Below are 20,316 nucleotides of genomic sequence, written 5' to 3' on the forward strand. Positions count from 1 at the left end.
TCGGCGCTCGTCTTTCTTCACCTAAATGAGAATGAAGGCTACATAAACCGTTGTGGTGGCTACGGTCAACGATGCGCGTGTTAAGTCATTACCTTCGACGAACTTTCTCATTGCCAGCGACGGCGGTTTGTGCTAATCTAATAGCAAATACACGAGAAAGAAGAATGTTGGATGTCGGCGATTCGCTAAAGTACGCATAACGAAAGAACGGAACACAAACCGTTTATTTTGTTTTGCCCGCAAACTTTCGCGAAAACGCCGCCGCCAACTTCTCATTTAAAGAGACTGTTGAGCTGCTTTGGCGACTAGTCTCTTTTCGTTTACTCAAAATAACGACTGCAGCGGACTGGCGACGCGGAATTTCCAGGCGGAAAACTTCAAAAAACATTAGACAACTAGAAAGGAATTACAAAAAACAATGTCATTAAACTTAACTGACTATGGGTTAACCAATCATTTTCAACAAGCCGCTGAAAACTTCCCCGAGCTTTTCATCGCGCGGATCAGCGGTCAACAACGCCAACAGTATCGAGTGCTGGGCGCTCAAGGTGAATATAGCGCCGAGGTCAGCGGTAAGCTGGCCTATCAAGCCAATGATCCAACTGACTTTCCCGCGGTCGGCGATTGGGTGCTGCTGGCTCGCGCCGACGACCAGCACGGCACCGCCATCATTCAACAAATATTGCCGCGAACCAGCGCTCTGGCGCGACAAGCGGCCGGCAATGAAAGCAAAGGGCAGATGATTGCCGCCAATATTGACCGGATTTTCATTTGTATGTCGCTGAACGCCGATTTCAATTTGCGCCGGTTGGAGCGCTACTTAACGATTACCTGGGAAAGTCAAGCCCAGCCTGTCGTGGTCCTGACCAAGGCCGATCTTTGCGATGACCTGGCCGAGAAGATCGCCCAAGTCGCCGCCATCAGTATTGGCGTGGACATCATCACCTGTTCTTCTGAAAATGGTCAAGGTTTTTCAGAAATTCGGCAGGCTCTACCGGCGGGAACCACCGGCGCTTTCATTGGTTCCTCCGGCGTTGGCAAATCCACTTTGATCAATCGGTTGCTGGGCCAAGACAAATTGGCCACCAAGGCAATCCGCGCCGATGACGCGAAGGGCCGCCACACCACCACCCACCGTGAACTTTTCCTGCTCCCCAGCGGCGGTTTGGTGATCGACACCCCAGGCATGCGGGAATTACAGATCTACACCGGCGACTTGGACCGAACCTTCGCCGACATCGCCACGCTGGCAAGACAATGTAAATTCAACGACTGCCGACACCAAAGCGAGCCCGGTTGCGCCGTGCAAGCCGCGCTGGCCAGCGGCGAACTAGCGCCCGAGCGTTGGGCCAGCTACCAGAAACTCCAACACGAAATGGCTTACGACGGCCTCAACAGTCGCCAATTAGAAAACGAGAAACTCAACCGGATGTTTGGCAGCCGCGGCGCCGTCAAAGACCTGCGTAAACGCGTGAAAAAGCGCCACTAAACTGAAATTATTTTCACGTGGCCTAATCATCCCGGAAAAATTCCAGAAAGGAACCGAACTTTCCATGACTAAAACAACCTTTGAATCGGAATCGTGCCACGCTTAGGCTATCACGATCACTAAATCTAAAGCTAGCGAAACCGGATAGTCTAACGTGATCCTAAAGCATCATTGAATTAGGAGGCGCCGATTTTGGACTACCAAAACGCAACCCGGATCTTACCTGAAAACTTGATCGCAGCAATCCAGGAATATACCGACGGTGAATATCTTTACATTCCCCGTAAAGACGAGCATCGCCAAGCTTGGGGCGCGAATAAGCAAACGCGACAATTACTGGATCAGCGCAATCAAGCGATCTACCAACGTTATTGCCGTGGAACCTCTGTCAAATCCTTGGCGGCGGAATATTATTTAGCGACGAAAACAATCTACAAGATCCTGGCTAACTGTAAAAAGAATGAATAAACTTAACCGTTGTGGTCAACAGCTACAACGGTTTTTGTTCGCCGTGGATTCGCCAGAACAATTCTAGGTCGTTTACGCGGGTGTTTTCAAGAGATTTCCATGGTAAAGTAAATTCATGAACTAAGAAATGGAGAAATGTGCATGTTAACAACAATTCCAATTGTGACCGTCGTCGCGGGGGAGGTTTGTCCCGACTGACCGCTGCAAGCCTCCCTGAAAACCCCTTAGATCACTTTCAGGAGGAAAAGAATTTTGAATCGAGAAAATAAACGAAAAATGTACGCTAAAGGTTATTATCGCAACAATCCCTGCCATGATAGCTTCACTTGTAAAGTCTGTGGCCGGCTCAACGTCGAACAAGGCGCCGGCAGCGACCACCGCAATCATTGTTACAACTGCTTGGCCAGCCTGCACGTGGATGACGAACCCGGCGATCGCGCCGCCAACTGTGGTGGCATTATGGAACCGATCGGCGTTTGGGTCCGCAAAAGCGGCGAATGGGCGATTATCCATCGCTGTAAACGCTGCGGCAAACTAAGCTCCAATCGCTGCGCCGCCGATGATAATCCCATGAAACTCATGGCCGTCGCCTTGAAACCGCTGGGAAACCCACCGTTCCCCGTTGAACGGATCGAAGAATTGACCGCCGCTATGGGTGGTCAGGGCGAACTCCCGCAACATCAGCGTTAAGCGCAAGGAGCTGGGTGGCAAGCACATTTCAATTATGCCCGCAGCTTGCGCTGGCCAGCGAAAACATCGGCAACGCAGATGAACACTGCGCAACGGGTTGACTTCCAACATTAACCTAGCAACTGTTCCGGAAGCCAACTTTATTTCCAGAGCCATCGCGTAGCTAAGCACAGCAGTCTGTCGCGTGTAGCCCATTTAAATAGAAAGGCATGCCTCCTTCTTAGGTCGACCAGCAAATAATCAACGCTGGGCGGTCCTGGGAGGGAGTTTTTTGTTTTCCCCGGATTTTCGACGCGATTTAATAACTGCCTTGCAACAATTTTCAAAGCCAACGCCAACAAAAAAACAGTTGATCAACGGGATCAACTGTTTTTCAGGAGGGAATCATTCTTGGGGGGAATGATTTGAAAATAGGGGAAGTGCTATCCTGATTGTTGGAAAATCTTCGGCGCCAACCACCATTTAAGGGGGAGGAAAGTGGTGGTGGCGCTCACTTTCTCAACAATCAGTCTGCGCCGAAAACTAATGAAAACCGCGGTTTAGCCTAGTCATCATCCTCATCATCGTCTTCTTCAACCAAGCCTTCCCAGACTGTTTTACCCAGGAACGCTTGTAACTGCCGCGTCCGTCGATTATTAGCTCCGCGCAAGCTGGTCATGAAAACGGCCAATGCTGGACGGTTCTCCCGCTGGGCCAAAATGATCGCCCGATCAATGAACATATTGGCTGTGGTATAATCTTGCGCCGTTTCCGCAACCAATTCCGCCGCGCTAACATATTTCAACCGCGCATCTTCGCTCATTTTGGTGTACTGGGTATATTCGGCCACGGTTGCTGGGGGCAACTGATTTTCATCCAAGAGCAACTCTCCTAAATCATCCAATTGCTGGCGATTCTCGGCGATCAGTTCCCGGTAAAAACCTTGAAGTTGCAACGCTTGTGGTCCTTTGACGAACCAGAGCGCTTGATGCAACTTCACGTCGAAATACCACATGTTCGCGACGATGTGCCCAATCATCGCCCCAGCCGTGGGCTTGTGATGGTCGATGTCGGCCTGTTTTAGTTCTGCTTGGTACTTTGCTTCGATTTCTGGATTTGTCATGGTGTTTACCTCCGTAGATTTTAATTTGATTGATGCGATTATTTATTGAAAAAAGGGTTCTGTTATTTGTCCGCGGCTTGCGCTGCGCGTGGCGTTGGTGGTTGACGGATGTGGTGGGGCTCCAGGTCGGGCTGGGGGTGGTGGAACGCGGCGGGCGTCACTTTGAGCTTTTCGGAAGTGCACCGAAAATCTCAAAGCTGAACCTTATTCTAGGCGGCAGAGCCGCCAAGAATAATCTCGCGGCTGACTCACCCCCAGCCCGACCTTCCGCCAGACCAGCAAACGAGTCACCAACGCCACGCTCCACTCCAGCCGCTCAACGTTATAACAGTCGCTTGAGCACTCACGCCAATTGGCAAGATGTCGTCAATTGATGAGGAACCACGCAATTGACGGCCGTGGTTAGTGGTTACAAGCTTTAAATTGGCGACACCGGTACAGTTTGTCTGATGAACGAACCTAGTTCTCGGTGAATCAACCGAACCGGTCGGTCGCCACTCAAGGATTGTTTAGGGGACAGGTAAGGATGTTCAATCAATGCAAACTGTACGAACCAACTAATCCGAATCCGTTGGCATTGCCGTACCACCCCAAACGAGGGCAATTGTTTGACCTCAATCTTGCGAAAGCACTTCGTTAAATCCTTCGTGTCAATTGCAGATAAGCTCAATTCTGCCTAGCAACCGGCTGGGACTGCGCGGCTCAGTGGTAAAATTGTCCTTGGCGGCTTTGCCGCTTAGGACGAGGCTCGTTTTGAAGACAATTCCCGCTTTTGGAATTGGCTTCAAACGATGCCCACCACGTTCCAGTCCGCAACAGCAGTCCCAGCCGGTTGCGCTCACGCGCAACACCCACCAAAACCTGCAATCAAGCGACTCTCTGCCTAAAGATCTTTAACTTTGACCTGCTCAACCTCATAACCCAGCTTCGTAACGGTATCTTTCAGATCATCAGCGCTGACCTGTGTGTTATCGATCTCCGCTTTGACCTTCCCGGCGTTGAACAGCACCTTGACTGAGTCGACGCCTGGTAACGCTTTGACGCCACCTTCGATTTTAGTTAAACATGAGGGGCAAGTTAGTGCATCTAATTGTAAGGTAACCTTTTGATTGACTGCCATTTTTAAAACATCCTTTCTTTAACTGATGACCCTAGTATAGCCCGTGACTGTTGATAAAAAATTGACCGCCATCAAGTTGCGAGAACTTTCGGAAATAAAAAACACGTTCCACTCAACCACTTTCTACGCTGTTATGAAACGTGCTGCGCTCAACTGTTTTCTGCTCCGATACGCAATTTCACTGGATCGATACCATCGATCCAGTGAAATCCCTAGTCGTGTTCAAAAGCAGTCCGTTGCACTCCGCATTGATTTCTAGCCTTGGTCGTCCATCGCCTCGCCGTGACACCCTATCAATTGGATAAAGCTTGCCAGTCGGTGTGAGTGCTGAAATGAAAAAGATAACGTGAGCGGCTGGAGCGGAGCGTGGCATTGAAACATGTTCACCGACCTAGCTTCTTCCGCTTAGCTATGCGATTATTTCGGAGCTCCTGGGTCGGCTCGCACGCTGGCGTTGGTGGGCTGTTTACTCGTTGGCGGAAGGTCGGGCTGGGGGTGAGTCAGCCGCGATATTATTCTTGGTGGCTCTGCCGCCTAGAATAAGGCCGAGCTTGAAGATTTTCGACGGTTTTCCGAAAAGCTTCAAGTCGTGCCCGCAGCGTTCCACCACCCCCAGCCCGACCTGGAGCCCCACCACACTTGATTACCACCAACGCCACGCGCAGCGCAAGCCACCGACATGATAGAAGGATGCTCAGAAGCTACCCAGGGTCACTCAGTCTTCGACCAACTTGCCACTTTTTGTTGTGGTAGGTTGGTTCGGATGGCGCTTGCCGCCGAAGTTCAACAGGCGCATAGCGTTGAAGATGACGACCAGGATACTGGCTTCGTGAACGAACATCCCACTGGCCATGTAGATGAAGCCGGCAATCAGCCCTAACAACAGGAACGCGACCACCGCGATGGCAATAAAGACGTTCTCTTTGGTGTTCAGGACGGTTTTCTTCGCCAACCGGAACGCGTGGACCAACGCTTCAAAACTAGAATTCATCAACACCACGTCGGACGTTTCGATGGCGACATCGGTGCCGCTACCCATGGCGATGCCAATATCCGCTGTGGCCAGCGAAGGGCTGTCGTTGATGCCATCGCCGACAAAGGCCACTTTACGCCCTTGCGCCTGAAATTGTTTGACGAATTTGACCTTCTCGTCTGGCAAAAGTTCAGCGTGGACCTCATCGATCCCCAACTGCCGCGCCACATAATCCGCCGTGACCTGATTGTCACCGGTCAACATGACCAAATGCTTGGCGCCCGCCGCTTTCAAGGCCGCTAATTGCGCCGCGACTTCTGGCCGGATAATGTCGGAAACACCGATCAAGCCAGCGACGACCCCATCGATCGCCACGATCATCGTCGAGCTACCGGTTTGTTGCAAAGCCGTCAAGTCCGCTTGCGCCGCCGCCGATAAAATCACCTGGTTCGCCGCCATCAACTTGCCATTGCCGACCAAAACTTTTTTGCCAGCAACGATGGCGCTGATGCCTTGACCCTTGATCGTTTGGTTGGCGCTGATCGCTAAGCTGGCCAAGTCCACCTGGTCCGCTTGGGCTTCCGCTACGACGGCCCGGCCTAAAGGATGATCGGATAAAGTTTCCACTTTCGCCGCTAAGCCCAGCAAGGTCGCTTGGTCCACATCATAAGTTTTCACCGCGGAAACGGCGGTTTTCCCCGTAGTCAGTGTGCCTGTCTTGTCGAAAACGAAGGTATCCACGTGGGCGAAGGTATCCATCGCCTCGCCACCCTTGATCAAGATGCCCCGCTTGGCGCCATTGCCGATCCCAGCCACGTTGGACACGGGCGCGCCGATGACCAAAGCGCCAGGGCAACCCAGCACCAAAACTGTGATCGCCAGCCGGAAATCCCGGGAGATCAGCCACACCACGAAGGCAATCACCAAAACAGCCGGCGTGTAGTATTTCGAAAAACGATCAATGAATTTCTCCGCGTGGGATTTCGTGTCCTGCGCGTCCTCAACCAACTCGATGATTTTCGCGAAAGTCGTGTCATCGCCCACTTTGGTCGCCTTCACGTGCAAATAGCCATCGCTCAACATGGTTCCCGAGAAGACCTGGTCATTTTGCGATTTTTTGACCGCGCGAGACTCGCCAGTGACCGCCGCTTCATCCGCGTAACCGGTCCCGGCCACAACCACCCCATCAACGGGGATCGCCGCGCCGGTTTTGACCAAAACCTCGTCGTCCACATCCACATCATCCACATCGACTTCGGCCACATCGCCGTTAGCTTGCACCACCAGCGCCGTCGTTGGTGTCATTTCCGTCAACGACTTGATTGACGCCCGCGTCTTGTCCAAAGTCCGCTGCTCCAAAATCTCCCCGAAGAGAAATAGGAAGGTGACCACCGCGGCCTCATTATATTCACCAATCACAAAGGCCCCGATCACCGCCACGCTGACCAACAATTCAATACTGACCACCTTGACCCGCAGCGCCTGATAAGCGTGGATCATGATCGGCACCGCGCCAATCACCCCACCGATCGCCATCAACACATCCGCCAAAATCAGCCAATGCAACAAATACTGACTCACCAACGCCGCCGCGATCAACCCGCCCAGCGTCCACGTAATCTGCTTACTATGCTTCTGTACAAACATCTGAAACTTCATAAAAAACACCCCATCACTGTTATTCCTTAACTTGATGAACCAAGTCTACCGCGAATCGCGGCGGGAATAATTGATGGGGATCAAGAAATGAAGAATTTGGAGAAATACTGGACGATTTTAGGACGATTCCATAGAAATCTTGCGGTATCATTCAATTTGAACGAAGTTGGGAGGCTGAATTAATGGCTAGGAAAGATTAGTACTGGTCACAATCGTATAGATTATTTCTATTCTATCGTATGAGGAATCGAGAGGCGAACAGCGAACTCTTGAACACCACGTTGGAACTGATAGAGATTATGTTTCATAGCGCAACAACTAAGGTTTTTACGATTTCCAAATGCTATAATTAGAAGTGTGAAGATTAGTTAACATGTCGGGGGTTATTTGACAGTTGGGGGGCATTGACTATGCTTGATGATCATTCTTCCATTATTGATTATATTGATAATAATTTCCGTTTCGGTAGTCAATTACGATACGAGACTATCGAGCGGTTATTTAGAGATTTTCAGGTTCCCATAACCGAACGGAAAGCCGCCTACGAAGAGCTCGCTTCCCTCGAGATTGATATTCTTTATTCTGCGGAATCGTTGAAGGAAAAAGTCGCCAAACTTAATAAGATTATTGGTGGCGACCATGAGATAAGCGAAGAAGAATTATTGACTTGGTTTTATACCGAAAAAATCGATTCGAATATGCAAAAGCGGTTGCGCCAGTTCTTGGATAGCTCTGGTTGCAAAATCCTTTCCAAGAAAGTCACAATTGATAATACTGCTTATCGCAATCTTTTAAATGAATATAACAACGACAGCCTAGATGATGTCTTCGCTGGCGAATCATTTCAAAAGGAAGCTAACCGGCTTATAGATGTAATTGATCCCAAGTATAATTTAGACTATTTAGACGCTTTTAACACCCCAGAAAGCAGTCCAGATAAGCGTGCCCAGGCCTTAAATAATCTTGTCAGCGCCAACACCAAGCTTGTTTGGAAATGGGTCTTAAGATATAAACAACTGACAACGCCCTCTTTGGATGTTGAGGATCTGTTCCAAGCAGGAAGACTAGGATTATTAAAAGCAGCAGAAGGATTTGATTTCTCTCAAGGCTACCAGTTTTCAACCTATGCAGTTTTCTGGATTAGACAAGCGATAACCCGAGAAATCGCAAATTATAGCACGACTATCCGGGTTCCAGTGCATATGCATGAACAAATCCGCAAATTCATTAAGGCCGAAAATGACTTTTATATTGAACATAACCGCATGGGAACCAACGAAGAGCTGGCCGCGATACTAGATGCCACTCCCGAAAAGATCGAAGACCTCAGAGTTACTAAGGAAATCGCCAACCTCGCTAGTTTGGAAGCGCCACTTGCCGTTGATGATCAAAGTACTCTCGGAGACTTTGTCGTCGATCAAAGTCAACCACTCCCAGATGATCATTTGAACAAAACAGAATTACAAAAAGAATTACAAAAAGCTTTTGACCTAAAGTTATCAAAAAAGCAGGCCCGAGTACTCAGTTTTCGGTTTGGTTTAATTGACGGTCAAGAGCATACTTTAGAGGAAATCGGCGCTGTTGAAGGCGTGACCCGCGAGCGGATTCGCCAAATCGAACAGAAAGCCTTAGCCAAACTAAGTACGACACAAAGCAAAGAAATGTTGGAGGATTTTTACTATGATTGAAATTGAAACCAGAATTCAACAAATTATCGATAACCTTGGCAAGTCAATTATCGTTCTAAAAGGCTTCGATGTTACCGCATTGCCTGAACAGCATCGCTACTTCAACACAATCCATATCTCCTACTATGACCAAGTTGACCTAGAACTTCTAAAAAAATACGCAGTCCAGGATATCTTTCAAAACCAAGAATTTATTGACCAATATAAATGGATGACTATTGAGGAATACCAGTTATTTAAAGAATATCCACAGCTCAACTCAATACCCATCGCTATTCTCGAGAACAACTTATACAATAAGCAGTTTCCCTACCGAAACACATTATCAAATGTCGATGATATCTACCACTATCTCTATTATCAAGAAGATACTGAGCTGGAACCAGACCAAGAAAAGCTACATCAAAATGTCTCATATTTTTATGGGCAAATAGATTATTCCAAGCAGAGTAATCGTTATTTTGTCACCTATCCACAAGTCCCTCGGAATGTGGATGTCTATTACCTCTACCCAGAGAATCCCATTGAGGTTGAAATTGTTGATACTTACCCCGCTGATAACGCTCAACAGGTAGAACTTTCCGAGAACGAAACCGCCTTTCTGGACATTGAGGCGGAGATCCTTAACCAAACTAATCTACGCAATATCATTCTTGTCTTATCAGGTCCAATTGAATCCTTGCCCAACAAGTATCTTGAGAGACTGAACATTTTGCGGCGGCTAGCTGATCTTAACTTATATTTCATTAACCAATCAATAAAACGGCAAATTATTCCCAATCAGACCGCCTACACACAAATCTTAAAAGAATTAGGAGACTTCGATTCGTTTCGGAGTATTCCCTTTTACAAGAACATTGAAGCCCATTCAAAAGAAACAATTGAGATCTCTCAAGCCCAGTTGATTGATGATATTGTTAGTCAGGCTGAGTTGGCTATTACAGGCGACCCTTTCCGCGATATCTATATTACTGCCTCAACTGGCTCTGGTAAGTCTTTAATCTATCAGATCGCAACCTTATTTCTAGCCAAGAAATATGCCAAGAACAAGCCATTGACAATTGTTATTTCTCCATTAATTGGTCTGATGACTGATCAAGTGGCCAGCATGCAGCAGTTAGGGGTCACTTCATCCGCTACTATTAACGGAAATACACCACCCTTTGAAAAAGAACAAGTGATCGAATAAATCCAAAAGCAAGAAATTGATCTCCTTTATCTGTCACCAGAAACACTTCAGGCCAGAAGCGATATTAGAATGTTAATTGGCGATCGCAATATTGGCGCTGTTATTGTTGACGAAGCCCATATCGTCACAACCTGGGGCAAATCGTTCCGCGCTGACTATTGGTATCTAGGAATTTACTTGGCGAAATTAAGAAAGAAGTACAGATTTCCAATTGTTACCTTCACAGCCACTGCCATTTACGGTGGGAAAGAAGACATGTACTTGGATACCCGAAAGAGTCTCAACATGATCCGGCCAATTTCTTACTTTGGCGTGGTCCGCCGAGATAACATTAAGATGGTTGTCCGGAGCAGTGAGAAGGCCTATCAGAAGGCTGATAGTGACTACCGAAAAGCCAAAAGTGTCTTAGCGATTAACCATCTGAAACAAGCGACACGACTCCACAAGAAAACGCTCCTATACTTTCCCACGATCAAACTATTAAACGGCTTTTACAGCATACTAAAACAGAACGAACCAGAAATCGCCAGTAAGACTGGCCGCTATTACGGCAGTCTAACCAAGGAGGAGAAGGACGAGGTTTTAAAGGAGTTTCAGACAGGCGCTTTAGAATTCGTCCTAGCGACAAAAGCGTTCGGAATGGGAATTGATATCCCGGATATTACCAACGTCTATCACTACGCGCCGACTGGTAATGTGGTGGATTACATTCAAGAAGTCGGTCGGGCCGCTCGCAATACCAAGAAAGTGCCTGTTGGTTTCGGACTCATTGACTTTCTCAACCATGACATGAATGAAGTCAAGAAGCTATATGGTATGTCAGCGATCAGAAAGACGCAGATCTTAGATGTTATGAAGAAAATCCTATCTGTCTATCATGATAAAGGTGATCAACGTAACTTGATTATGAGCCCCGAAGATTTTAAATATATTTTCGTTCAAACAAAAGGGGATGAAGATTCCCTCGATAACAAAGTGAAGACAGCGCTCTTAATGATTGAGAAAGACTTCTCGTCACCGCAGAAGCTGGGTTATCCCCCTTTCGCCGCCCGACCCCGCAGCCTCTTCGGGAATGATCTGTTATTTGTGACCGCGGAAAATGAAACGCAATTTCTAAAATCACGTTTAAGCGGCTATTTCACCAAGCTATTGGATATTCAAAGTAAATCCTACGCTGCCGTCTACCAAGTCAACCTCAGTGGGATTTGGGAGAAGCATTACCGGGACATGTCCTACCCAAGTTTCAAGTATGCCCTGCATAACAACGCGGAATTAGAGAAACTTAAGCACAAAACACTATTTGGTAAATTCAATTACACAACTGGGATTGAGGTCACCCTTCGTGATGATGAATCAATCGATGATGTGCTCTCACAATATCGAAGAATTTTGACATCATTTGAAGAGTTCATTGATAGCCAACATATCAGTGATCGTCAGTTTACGGTGAATAACCTAGGTGATTATTTTATGCGGTCACTAAAAATCTCTGATAAGTTTGAAGCCCGCGCATTCGCCCAAACAATCATTAACTCCGCGTTTGAGTTCAGTAAAATAAAAAAAATAAAATTCATTTCCGAACGCGCTAATAGCGAATTAACCAATCAACGATATAAAGTTGAAGATACTGTCGACCTCTTTACTCAATTTATCCTGGAGTCAATCAACAGCGTCCTGAGACCAATAGATAATTTTGCCAAAACTGACTCGCAAATCACTTCTTTCGCCCATCGCGCCAACTCTGCCGACACCGATGCTAAAATTGCGGCCCTCGGTATTGGTGAGGCCCGAAAATTAGTAAACTATCAAGTTATTGGCGGAAATACCCCCCAACTCTACCTTCGAATTAACTCCGTATTTCCTTTAGAACAAGCCATCCGAAAAGGAAATTTATATCAAAACAGCATTCTTCAAGATGTTCAAATCAAGCACTACACCAGCGTTGAAATGTTAAAATATCTATTCACTAAAAAAATTGACGGTGCTACTAGTGGTGAACGTATCGAGAAATACTCGACCTGGTTCTGGGATAATATTGAAGATTATTTCATGGGAAGATTACCCAACGAAGTTAAGGAAGCCTTGGCCAAGGACGCTAAGGAATAATTTATTGAGCTATCTACCCCTCGAACCACTATTATCTATCACAAAAATCAAACAAAGCTAGGCGGTATCCACAAGAATATGAACGACCTCAAAGATGCAATTATAAACTATCTCGGTACAAGCGAGCCATACGCCTTTCAAATCGATGGCGCATGGGGTACTGGGAAAACCTACTTCATTAAGAACAAGGTGATGACTGACGCTAAGGTCAGTAAGTATCACCCGATTTATTTCTCTATCAATGGGTATGACAGCCTACTAGAGTTGAAACAGGCTCTATTTGCGCAAATAGTTACTAACCTAAGTGCGAACCCAAAGATTTATTCTACGATAACAAGGATTAGTAAAAAAATCAGAAAAATATCTAACGTCATTGGCAATACCACATTGAGCTCGGTAAGTCTATTTTCGGATTGGATTATGGAAGCATATCGTTCCAACAAACTAGACACAAATACCCAACCCATAGTAATCTTTATTGACGATTTAGAAAGACTAAGTCTGGAAATAGCATTAGGTGACTTTCTCGGTTTTATGGTAACTGAATTGCTAGAGAATCTACATTGTCGCATAATCGTTATTTCGAATAGTGATAAGATCACAAGAGACAGAGGCCAGGCTTTCAAAGCAACAAAAGAGAAAGCAATTAATAAAACCATAAGATTCAGTGTAGATCTATCAATCATTAAGGAATCAATTCTTTCACCGGATAAAAACTCGTTCATACAGGAAGATCTAGGCTGGATCACCAACATCTTATTAGATTACGAAAAATTTATTGATGGAGATATAAACCTACGAACTCTCCTACTAGTCATTGAGAACTTCAAGGTAGTTACAGACAAATTATCCGACCAAATCAATAAGCTAAACGATAGACGGTTAAAAACGGACATTACTCGAAGTATCTTTCTAAACATCTTCGTACTAACAACCGAGCATTCTTTGGGTAATATCTCCATCAATGATTTAGATTCACTAAACCGGCTAGATGGTCGGCGAGACTTTCTTTTATTTAGAATGCAAAACTCACAGAACAATCAAACTCCATCTTCAAAAATTGTTGAGAAGTACCATGGTAAGTCAGCATCATTTGACAACTCTATTTATTACTCGATTAGTATCAACAAGTTTATCTTGACAGGAATCTTTAGTAACTAGAGCTATGTTTCAGAATGGAAAAGAGTATTTATCCCCTCTTCAGCAACCAGTCATGTTAACGAGCTGGCTAGGTTTCGGAAACATACACAGAGATTTAATGATATCCAACTTAGAAATATACAGGAAGCCGTAATCACAGAACTCAATCAGAACAAGTTTGATTTGGATGACCTAATTAGAATATGTTCTCATTTTCAATACTTAAAGGAAAATGATTTAATATTTACTGATAAAGAATATGCCAATACTCTGAACGACAAAATCATAGAAGCTTATAGTGCTCAGAGAACAAATCTTTCCGGAACACGAGATATTTCCGAAAAATTCCTCGATTATAACCTTTCGCTTCCAAACAGCTTTCCAGAATTAAACCAAGCTCTTAAAGAAATCGATAACCAAAACAACCAGAAAGAACTGGATAAAATACTAAGAGTCTTGCAGACTAACTTCGATGTTGCTCGTGAGGCTCTGTCAACATCTGGACTCTTTTCCAAGATAAGTTTATTCAAACATTTAAATAATAATTATAAAATCGACAAGTATATTGTAGCTGAGAATAATGTAGCGGATCTTCTATCAATACTCATCCAGTTAGAATTTGTTCGTATAAGCAATTTAAAGGATATCACCATTATCAAAAAAGATGATGTAGTAAATCTCAGGGTAAGCATATCTGAACGAATAGAGGAGCAAAAGACAACAATCCATCTTGGCAGAATTGATTCGCATAATATTAATTCTCTCTTGGCATCCCTTGCTGATGTTGAAGAGAGATTAAATGGCTAACACTGAACCCTGGATTCCCGTGACTCATAACGAGCTGGGTGGCACTATTCCAAAATTTTCATAGATGTTTACTTGATCAGTGAGGATTTCACCGACCTGCGGACAGTGACCAGGAGAGGAAAACTGCTCAATCACATCCAATCGATCTAGTAGCCTCTGCATGGAGTAGTGTTCATATAGTTGTCGCCTATCTTGCATCGTGTGGTTGATGCTTGAAACTAGAATCAACGCAATAAACTCGATGAATAGTTTCCCGGTTAAGCTCTTTTCAGAAGACACTAACAACCGTCTGCCATTTAGGCGCTCCTTGACATTGCCGAACGCTTTCTCAATGAGATCTTTAGTACGATAAATATATAATGCTTCTTGTGCGGTCATTAGTTCGTTGGTAAGTAATACCCAGTAACCGCAGTATCGCTTGGCTTGTTTGATTACATCGTTCTTTGGTGTCACTTTGCGGCCGTGTTTTGGTGTTTCCTTGATGTCAAAATACTTCTCGTAATCTTTGCTATGCCGTTCAACACGATGGCCGGATTCTAGTTCCTGTTGAAGGCCTGCTAGTTTCACATCAAGTCGTCGCTGATCCTCGGCGCGTTTGTCACTGTTACAGTACAGATGCAGATAGACCCGTTTACTTTGACTTAATGTATCGCCCCGAGTGGGGCGTGTTTTGTGATACTCCCACTGTGTACGCACGGTCATGCCATAGATTCCGCTATTTGCATCATAGTTTTCAAAACTCAAAAGTGTGTCTAAATTTGGGTCAAGTATAGCGCGTACGAAACGTAAACTGGTACGTACTCCGACAAGGAACTTCAAATGTCGACTAAGTATTGCGTTAACATTGGATTCACTATAGAAACCTCGATCCATAACCAACTTAGCTTTATCAATACCCAACACATCCAAATCAGTTAGTAGCTTTTGGTTTGTTTTCACGTCAGGAATATTTCCGGCAAGTTTCCGATAATAGAAAGGCAATCCGGACTCCTCACCGAAGACAAGGAGTAAGTTCAACTGTGCCAGTTGGTCATGTTCCTTATTCCGACCAAAGCGCAGTTGTTTTAGTCCCTGGGAATAGCTAGAAATCGAGGTGTTGTCATATTGTCGTCTTCCCTCAGTATGAATATAACGATGGAAAAGAAAGAGAAAAACTGCTAAAACTGTTGATTGATCACGGTCTTAGCAGTTTTTTATCGTTACGTATTTTGGGAATTCAGGTCACACCCCTTTTGAGCTATTGCACCACCGTTGTCCATCGCCATAAATCTCATCTCCTAACAACGCTTCACTCGTCTACGCTAGAGTCTAACGCTAAGATATTAACAGATCTAAAACTGTGACAGGTATATGCTTTGTATCACTAAATAATATAATAATTATTAATGTTCGGTAACTTAATATTGGGCACCCACACAGGGTGACCAGCCCAGCCCTTTTCTTTTTGCCCTATAACTCGATAAAGCGTGAGCACAAATTTATCTTCATATTGATTAGATTCAGCCCAATCATCCGGCGAAAGTAATGCTCGATTTGCACGTGTGATACTACGGTCACGTCTAACTAATAGATACCCTTGCGCCAATGGATTATCCGCTAATCTTGCTGTGATCATATCAATGTAAGCATCCATCCCGAAGCTATCTTCAGCCTTAATATGTCCTAACATCTGCACTATGAATTTCAAACTAACTTCTGTTGCGGGATCATGATTTCCAAATTTCTGTACCAACTTATCAATCTCTTCAACAGACTCATTGACTGGATCCAGTGGGAAATGGTTCGAACCACCAACAAGGATATTAAGTAATGACTTATCCAACACATTTGTCCTTGTGGGATTTAATCCCTCGGGGTAAGCAATCGTAACTCTTTGTCCACTTTTCACTTGATTAATAATTGCATTATTCGTGGCGTTAATATCTGAAAACAACTTATATAGCGCACGACTTGAAAACATTGTCACCAATCCCGGATCACGATCGTATCCAAACATTCTCGAATGTTGCCACATTGTGTCCGCCTGAGGGTGTTTTGACGATCTCGTATAGTAAAAAGTATTCAGCTGTCGAAAGGTAACGCCCCTTCCAAGATTAGTTCCTCCAATAATGAAATTACATCCAGATTCATAGTCAGAACTGCCATCACTGCTGGTACCATTTAGTGTAATTATCGAAAACTCTCGTTGTCTAAGCATCTGATTTACTTTAATTAGCAATTCTTCCTTAGTTTTTTTTATGGAATTAACTGGGTGCATCAAAGAATACTCTCTATCAAATGCCGAAAGAAAAGTCTCACTTTCATGATCATATGTCCATTTAGCAATTCCATTTTCAATTTCTTTTCGTGAGCGAGAATGAGAAGACCTTACAATACCAGGATGTATCAAACAATTAGACACTGGTATTCCACTAAGTAAGGTTTGCGCAGACACGATCAAATGCCGAAGAACAACTCGTGATGCGCTTTCACTCGGTGTCTCGTCATCTACAAACCTGATAAATTTTGGAGTTGGATCATTTGGTGATACGGGAAAGAAATAATCTCCTCCTACATATGCCCGTCCTGGCTCAAAGTACTGTGTAAATAATGGATGCCAATTTGATTCTTGTGTTTGTAGTAACAGTGACTGTGGTGTCCCCGTTACTTGTAAATAAATACTTGCCAGCGCAATATCACGAATTTCTGACAAATACCTATTGATTGAAGACACAGAATCTTGATTAACTTTTGTATTTAAGGATGCAGCATCCGCCTCATCATCGATAATAAATAGTGGATTTCCTTTTAACATTGCTGAGTTTCTCAAAATGCCCGCCCACGATTTTAAAATACGTGTATTCTTTTTCAAAACGATCAAAACAGGGTCAGCACCATGGCTTCGAAACTTTTGCTCATCATCCTCTGAGCAAACAACAAAATCAGTCAAATCATTTCTTGCCCGCTCGTATGTCTGCTCCTGCAATAATTTATTATCAGTAGTCAGTAATAGGAATGTAGAAAAACCATCATCTGCCGCCTCGCAAGCAATCCCAAATACCTGTCCAGTCTTCCCGGATTGGATATTTCCAAATAGTAATCCAATCTGATCTGAAGAGAAATCAAACTTCTTAAGATATTTATCTCCTACATGCCTTGCTGTCTTTGATACTGACTCCGCCAATTCATCCTTTCCTTTTAGCCGAAAGCGATTTATATAATTATCTAAATAGTTCAATCTATTTATCTCCTTCAAAATGCACTGTCCAAACATCCAACAACTTCATTGTCCATTTTGTCTTGTCAAGCGTTCCTTTTGCATTACTAGACGATGGCGGTCTGCGCAAGTATACTCTTCCATACTCTTGCATCCTTGTTTTTGTCATGACAAGCACTCGCATTTTTGCTCTATCAAGCATTTCTTTGGTAATAACACCCATTTTTTGGGTGTCATCAAAAACATTACTTACACCACTGACATAACCCGCAGTCTCGAGTCTGCCTTTTATCCAACGTCCAAAAACTCGATCGGATCCATATGCAGTCAACTGTTTATAATTATCCGCCGTCGTATGTGCTTCAAACTTGTATCCATCATCCGTGATAATCCAAAATGGAAGCTCCTTTGGATATTCTTCTTGAAGTGCAATCTTCTTATCTACTGTAATTTGTACCTCATACCAACTCCGAGGATCAATTTTCCCTGTAGCAGTATTTTTTCTACCTTTTCCATAACAAACATTTATATTAGACTTTGCATAATCCTTTCTTTCTTTAGAAAATCGACGGTCAAATGCAGGAACTTTGATCGGTATCCGAATTACTTGATCTGTTTCATCAGCCTTATATTTGCTCTCCTCGTCTTCGGTAATCTCTGTAACTTCCTCATAACCCTTTAGTACCTCAATACGCTCATGGCGAACCTTAAAAGCGGTCAATTTATTAGCAGAAACCGTGCTTGTTTGGATGAGCTTGGAAACATGTTCAACCACAGATTGAATAATATTCTGCTCCCTAATAGCTACAGCAAGTTCATATTGCCGTGCGCTTCCTCCATCGGGTGCAATTACCCCTAGATTGGCAGATCCTATAATCGTCGCATATGGATTTCCATTTCGAATAAAAGTATATGATTTGCCATGATATTCCATGTTACGAACCATATAAATACATCCCAAATTATCACGTTGCCAGCCTTCTTGTATGCTACTAATTTCATTAAAAATGCTCTCAGGAATGCCGTCATTTATATACATGCCTATAACTAAAGTAATGGATTTAACCTGACTATTTCGGACAACTCTATCAAGCTCTCTAAGTCCGCCAACAGAAACGTACCCGACAGCAATAAGAAGCTCGTCTGACTCGCTCACAAATTTATTAAACATCTCTATAATCGTGTTTTGATTTGGTGGCACAGCAACCGGACGAATATTTGAAAATAAGACCTTCATTTTGACACACTCCTCACAATGACTTCTAACTTAATCATACAATAAGGTGCGTGATAGTGCTTAAGAAATTATAAATTTGGCTCTTGAAAGATTTAAAAAAAGGCGTAAAATCAAAAGCATAGGCATAAGCCGGAACGTATGTTCGCTTTTTCGGACGATAGAAGGAGAATATTATGATATTTAAAACTGCAGAACTTTTTTCTGGCCCAGGTGGAGGAGCATACGCAGCCAAGACAAGCCATTTCGTCGATAAAGATGGAGAAGAGTGGGGCTTTCAGCATTCCTGGGCCAATGATTTCGATGAGGACACTGTCAACACATATAAACTTAATATTCTAGAAAACATTCATGCAGAAACTGTTTATTGCATGGACGTTCGTAAATTCGATCTTTCCAACCGTCAGAAGCTAGGGAATATCGATGCATTAATATTTGGCTTTCCCTGTAATGATTTCTCCGTTGTAGGTAAGCAGAAGGGCATGAACGGTACATTCGGACCTCTTTATACTTATGGCGTTGAAGCACTTAAAACCTATCAACCTAAAGTCTTTGTTGCTGAGAATGTAGGCGGATTAACCTCAGCAAATGATGGCGATGCTTTTATTGAAATCATCAAGGCATTAATGGGTGCAGGATACACACTAACTCCTAATTTTTACAAATTCGAAGAGTATGGAGTACCCCAAACTCGACATAGAATCATAATTGTAGGAATAAGGAACGACTTAGCTAACGATGGAATTATTTTTCGCGTTCCAAAACCCACAACACCTAACCCAGAAGACTTTGTAACGGCCGAAACTGCACTGACAGTCCCACCAATTCCTGAGGATGCAAACAACAACGAATATACCAAGCACAATAAATCTACGATCAAAATGCTGTCATATATTCCAGAAGGTGGAAACGCTTGGTCCCACAGTATTCCTCCCGAGCTTCGTCTGAATGTCAAGGGTGCACGCTTATCAAATATATATAAGCGTCTGGACAGAAATAAGCCATCTTATACTGTTACCGGTTCAGGTGGTGGCGGCACACATATGTACCATTGGTCCGAAGATCGGGCATTAACAAATCGCGAACGTGCACGCTTGCAGACATTTCCTGACTCTTATTATTTTGTTGGTGGCAAAGAATCCGTTCGCAAGCAAATTGGAATGGCAATTCCTCCAGCCGGTATGCGTCACATATTGCAGGCAGTATTAAAGTCATTTGCTAAGGTTGACTATCCATACGTAGACGCAACACCACGATTGCAAACCCGAAGCCTCTTTAGGAACAGTGGATCCGAAATAGCATCACTCGTTAAATCATAATCATTAAAATTAATTGCCAATAACAATAGCCTACGCACAAAACTAATCTATATAATATACGGTTTAGTTTACTCTTTCCTCCCCTCCTGCCCACCAGCGCAGGAGGGGTTTTTCTTCCCCAAATCTCTGGGAAAAA

17 protein-coding genes are annotated in these 20,316 nt (G+C 44.3%); 9 read left to right on the top strand and 8 right to left on the bottom strand.

The window, feature by feature from the left end; translation table 11 throughout:
- Nucleotides 1-418: 418 nt before the first annotated feature.
- From rsgA to ACYVSB_RS04815, 3 genes are all read left to right on the top strand, one after another.
- Entirely contained in the window at nucleotides 419-1,489 is a 1,071-nt protein-coding gene (gene rsgA / locus ACYVSB_RS04805; protein ID WP_461218635.1) for a ribosome small subunit-dependent GTPase A, read from the top strand.
- Nucleotides 1,490-1,681: 192 nt separating this feature from the next.
- Nucleotides 1,682-1,957: a CD3324 family protein gene (locus tag ACYVSB_RS04810; RefSeq protein WP_461218636.1), complete on the top strand. Its 276-nt coding sequence runs from the start codon at nucleotides 1,682-1,684 to the stop codon at nucleotides 1,955-1,957.
- A gap of 252 nt (nucleotides 1,958-2,209) precedes the next feature.
- Nucleotides 2,210-2,647 carry an RNHCP domain-containing protein gene (locus ACYVSB_RS04815; RefSeq protein WP_461218637.1) on the top strand — a complete coding sequence of 146 codons (438 nt, stop codon included), beginning with the start codon at nucleotides 2,210-2,212 and terminating at the stop codon, nucleotides 2,645-2,647.
- Between the two features lie 544 nt (nucleotides 2,648-3,191).
- Here ACYVSB_RS04815 and ACYVSB_RS04820 read toward each other — a convergent pair.
- From ACYVSB_RS04820 to ACYVSB_RS04840, 5 genes are all read right to left on the bottom strand, one after another.
- A complete protein-coding gene (locus tag ACYVSB_RS04820) occupies nucleotides 3,192-3,749 on the bottom strand; it encodes a ferritin-like domain-containing protein (RefSeq protein WP_461218638.1) in 558 nt (185 codons plus the stop codon).
- Nucleotides 3,750-3,906: 157 nt separating this feature from the next.
- The gene (locus tag ACYVSB_RS04825; protein ID WP_461218639.1) at nucleotides 3,907-4,056 is read right to left on the bottom strand and encodes a hypothetical protein; all 150 of its coding nucleotides are present in this window, start codon (nucleotides 4,054-4,056) and stop codon (nucleotides 3,907-3,909) included.
- Nucleotides 4,057-4,399: 343 nt separating this feature from the next.
- Entirely contained in the window at nucleotides 4,400-4,537 is a 138-nt protein-coding gene (locus ACYVSB_RS04830) for a hypothetical protein (RefSeq protein ID WP_461218640.1), read from the bottom strand.
- Nucleotides 4,538-4,632: 95 nt separating this feature from the next.
- Nucleotides 4,633-4,869: a heavy-metal-associated domain-containing protein gene (locus ACYVSB_RS04835; protein ID WP_461218641.1), complete on the bottom strand. Its 237-nt coding sequence runs from the start codon at nucleotides 4,867-4,869 to the stop codon at nucleotides 4,633-4,635.
- Nucleotides 4,870-5,584: 715 nt separating this feature from the next.
- Nucleotides 5,585-7,501 (bottom strand): heavy metal translocating P-type ATPase, encoded by a 1,917-nt coding sequence (locus ACYVSB_RS04840; protein ID WP_461218642.1) that lies wholly within the window; start codon nucleotides 7,499-7,501, stop codon nucleotides 5,585-5,587.
- 410 nt (nucleotides 7,502-7,911) lie between these two features.
- On the opposite strand from ACYVSB_RS04840, the gene ACYVSB_RS04845 reads away from it, so the two are divergent.
- From ACYVSB_RS04845 to ACYVSB_RS04865, 5 genes are all read left to right on the top strand, one after another.
- Nucleotides 7,912-9,189: a sigma-70 family RNA polymerase sigma factor gene (locus tag ACYVSB_RS04845; protein ID WP_461218643.1), complete on the top strand. Its 1,278-nt coding sequence runs from the start codon at nucleotides 7,912-7,914 to the stop codon at nucleotides 9,187-9,189.
- Nucleotides 9,182-10,378, top strand: a complete 1,197-nt coding sequence (locus ACYVSB_RS04850) for a DEAD/DEAH box helicase (protein ID WP_461218644.1) — start codon at nucleotides 9,182-9,184, stop codon at nucleotides 10,376-10,378. Before ACYVSB_RS04845 ends, ACYVSB_RS04850 begins: the two co-directional genes overlap by 8 nt.
- A 69-nt stretch (nucleotides 10,379-10,447) precedes the next feature.
- Nucleotides 10,448-12,484 carry a helicase-related protein gene (locus ACYVSB_RS04855; RefSeq protein ID WP_461218645.1) on the top strand — a complete coding sequence of 679 codons (2,037 nt, stop codon included), beginning with the start codon at nucleotides 10,448-10,450 and terminating at the stop codon, nucleotides 12,482-12,484.
- Nucleotides 12,485-12,562: 78 nt separating this feature from the next.
- Nucleotides 12,563-13,645: a P-loop NTPase fold protein gene (locus ACYVSB_RS04860; protein WP_461218646.1), complete on the top strand. Its 1,083-nt coding sequence runs from the start codon at nucleotides 12,563-12,565 to the stop codon at nucleotides 13,643-13,645.
- A gap of 162 nt (nucleotides 13,646-13,807) precedes the next feature.
- The gene (locus ACYVSB_RS04865) at nucleotides 13,808-14,431 is read left to right on the top strand and encodes a hypothetical protein (RefSeq protein WP_461218647.1); all 624 of its coding nucleotides are present in this window, start codon (nucleotides 13,808-13,810) and stop codon (nucleotides 14,429-14,431) included.
- Nucleotides 14,432-14,455: 24 nt separating this feature from the next.
- Here the strand turns inward: ACYVSB_RS04865 and ACYVSB_RS04870 are convergent, their stop codons facing one another.
- The 3 genes from ACYVSB_RS04870 to ACYVSB_RS04880 all read right to left on the bottom strand — a co-directional run bounded on the left by ACYVSB_RS04870 (nucleotide 14,456) and on the right by ACYVSB_RS04880 (nucleotide 18,864).
- On the bottom strand, nucleotides 14,456-15,559 hold the full coding sequence (locus ACYVSB_RS04870) for an IS1634 family transposase (protein ID WP_461218744.1): 1,104 nt from the start codon (nucleotides 15,557-15,559) through the stop codon (nucleotides 14,456-14,458).
- A 235-nt stretch (nucleotides 15,560-15,794) separates the two neighbouring features.
- Complete coding sequence (locus ACYVSB_RS04875; protein WP_461218648.1) at nucleotides 15,795-17,648, bottom strand: Z1 domain-containing protein; 1,854 nt, start codon at nucleotides 17,646-17,648, stop codon at nucleotides 15,795-15,797.
- A gap of 1 nt (nucleotide 17,649) precedes the next feature.
- Complete coding sequence (locus tag ACYVSB_RS04880; RefSeq protein ID WP_461218649.1) at nucleotides 17,650-18,864, bottom strand: restriction endonuclease PLD domain-containing protein; 1,215 nt, start codon at nucleotides 18,862-18,864, stop codon at nucleotides 17,650-17,652.
- Between the two features lie 173 nt (nucleotides 18,865-19,037).
- Between ACYVSB_RS04880 and ACYVSB_RS04885 the strand changes: the two genes are divergently transcribed.
- Nucleotides 19,038-20,180, top strand: coding sequence for a DNA cytosine methyltransferase (locus ACYVSB_RS04885; protein WP_461218650.1), 1,143 nt, complete (start codon nucleotides 19,038-19,040; stop codon nucleotides 20,178-20,180).
- The last annotated feature ends 136 nt before the right edge of the window (nucleotides 20,181-20,316 follow it).

Source organism: Lapidilactobacillus salsurivasis (assembly GCF_054785215.1).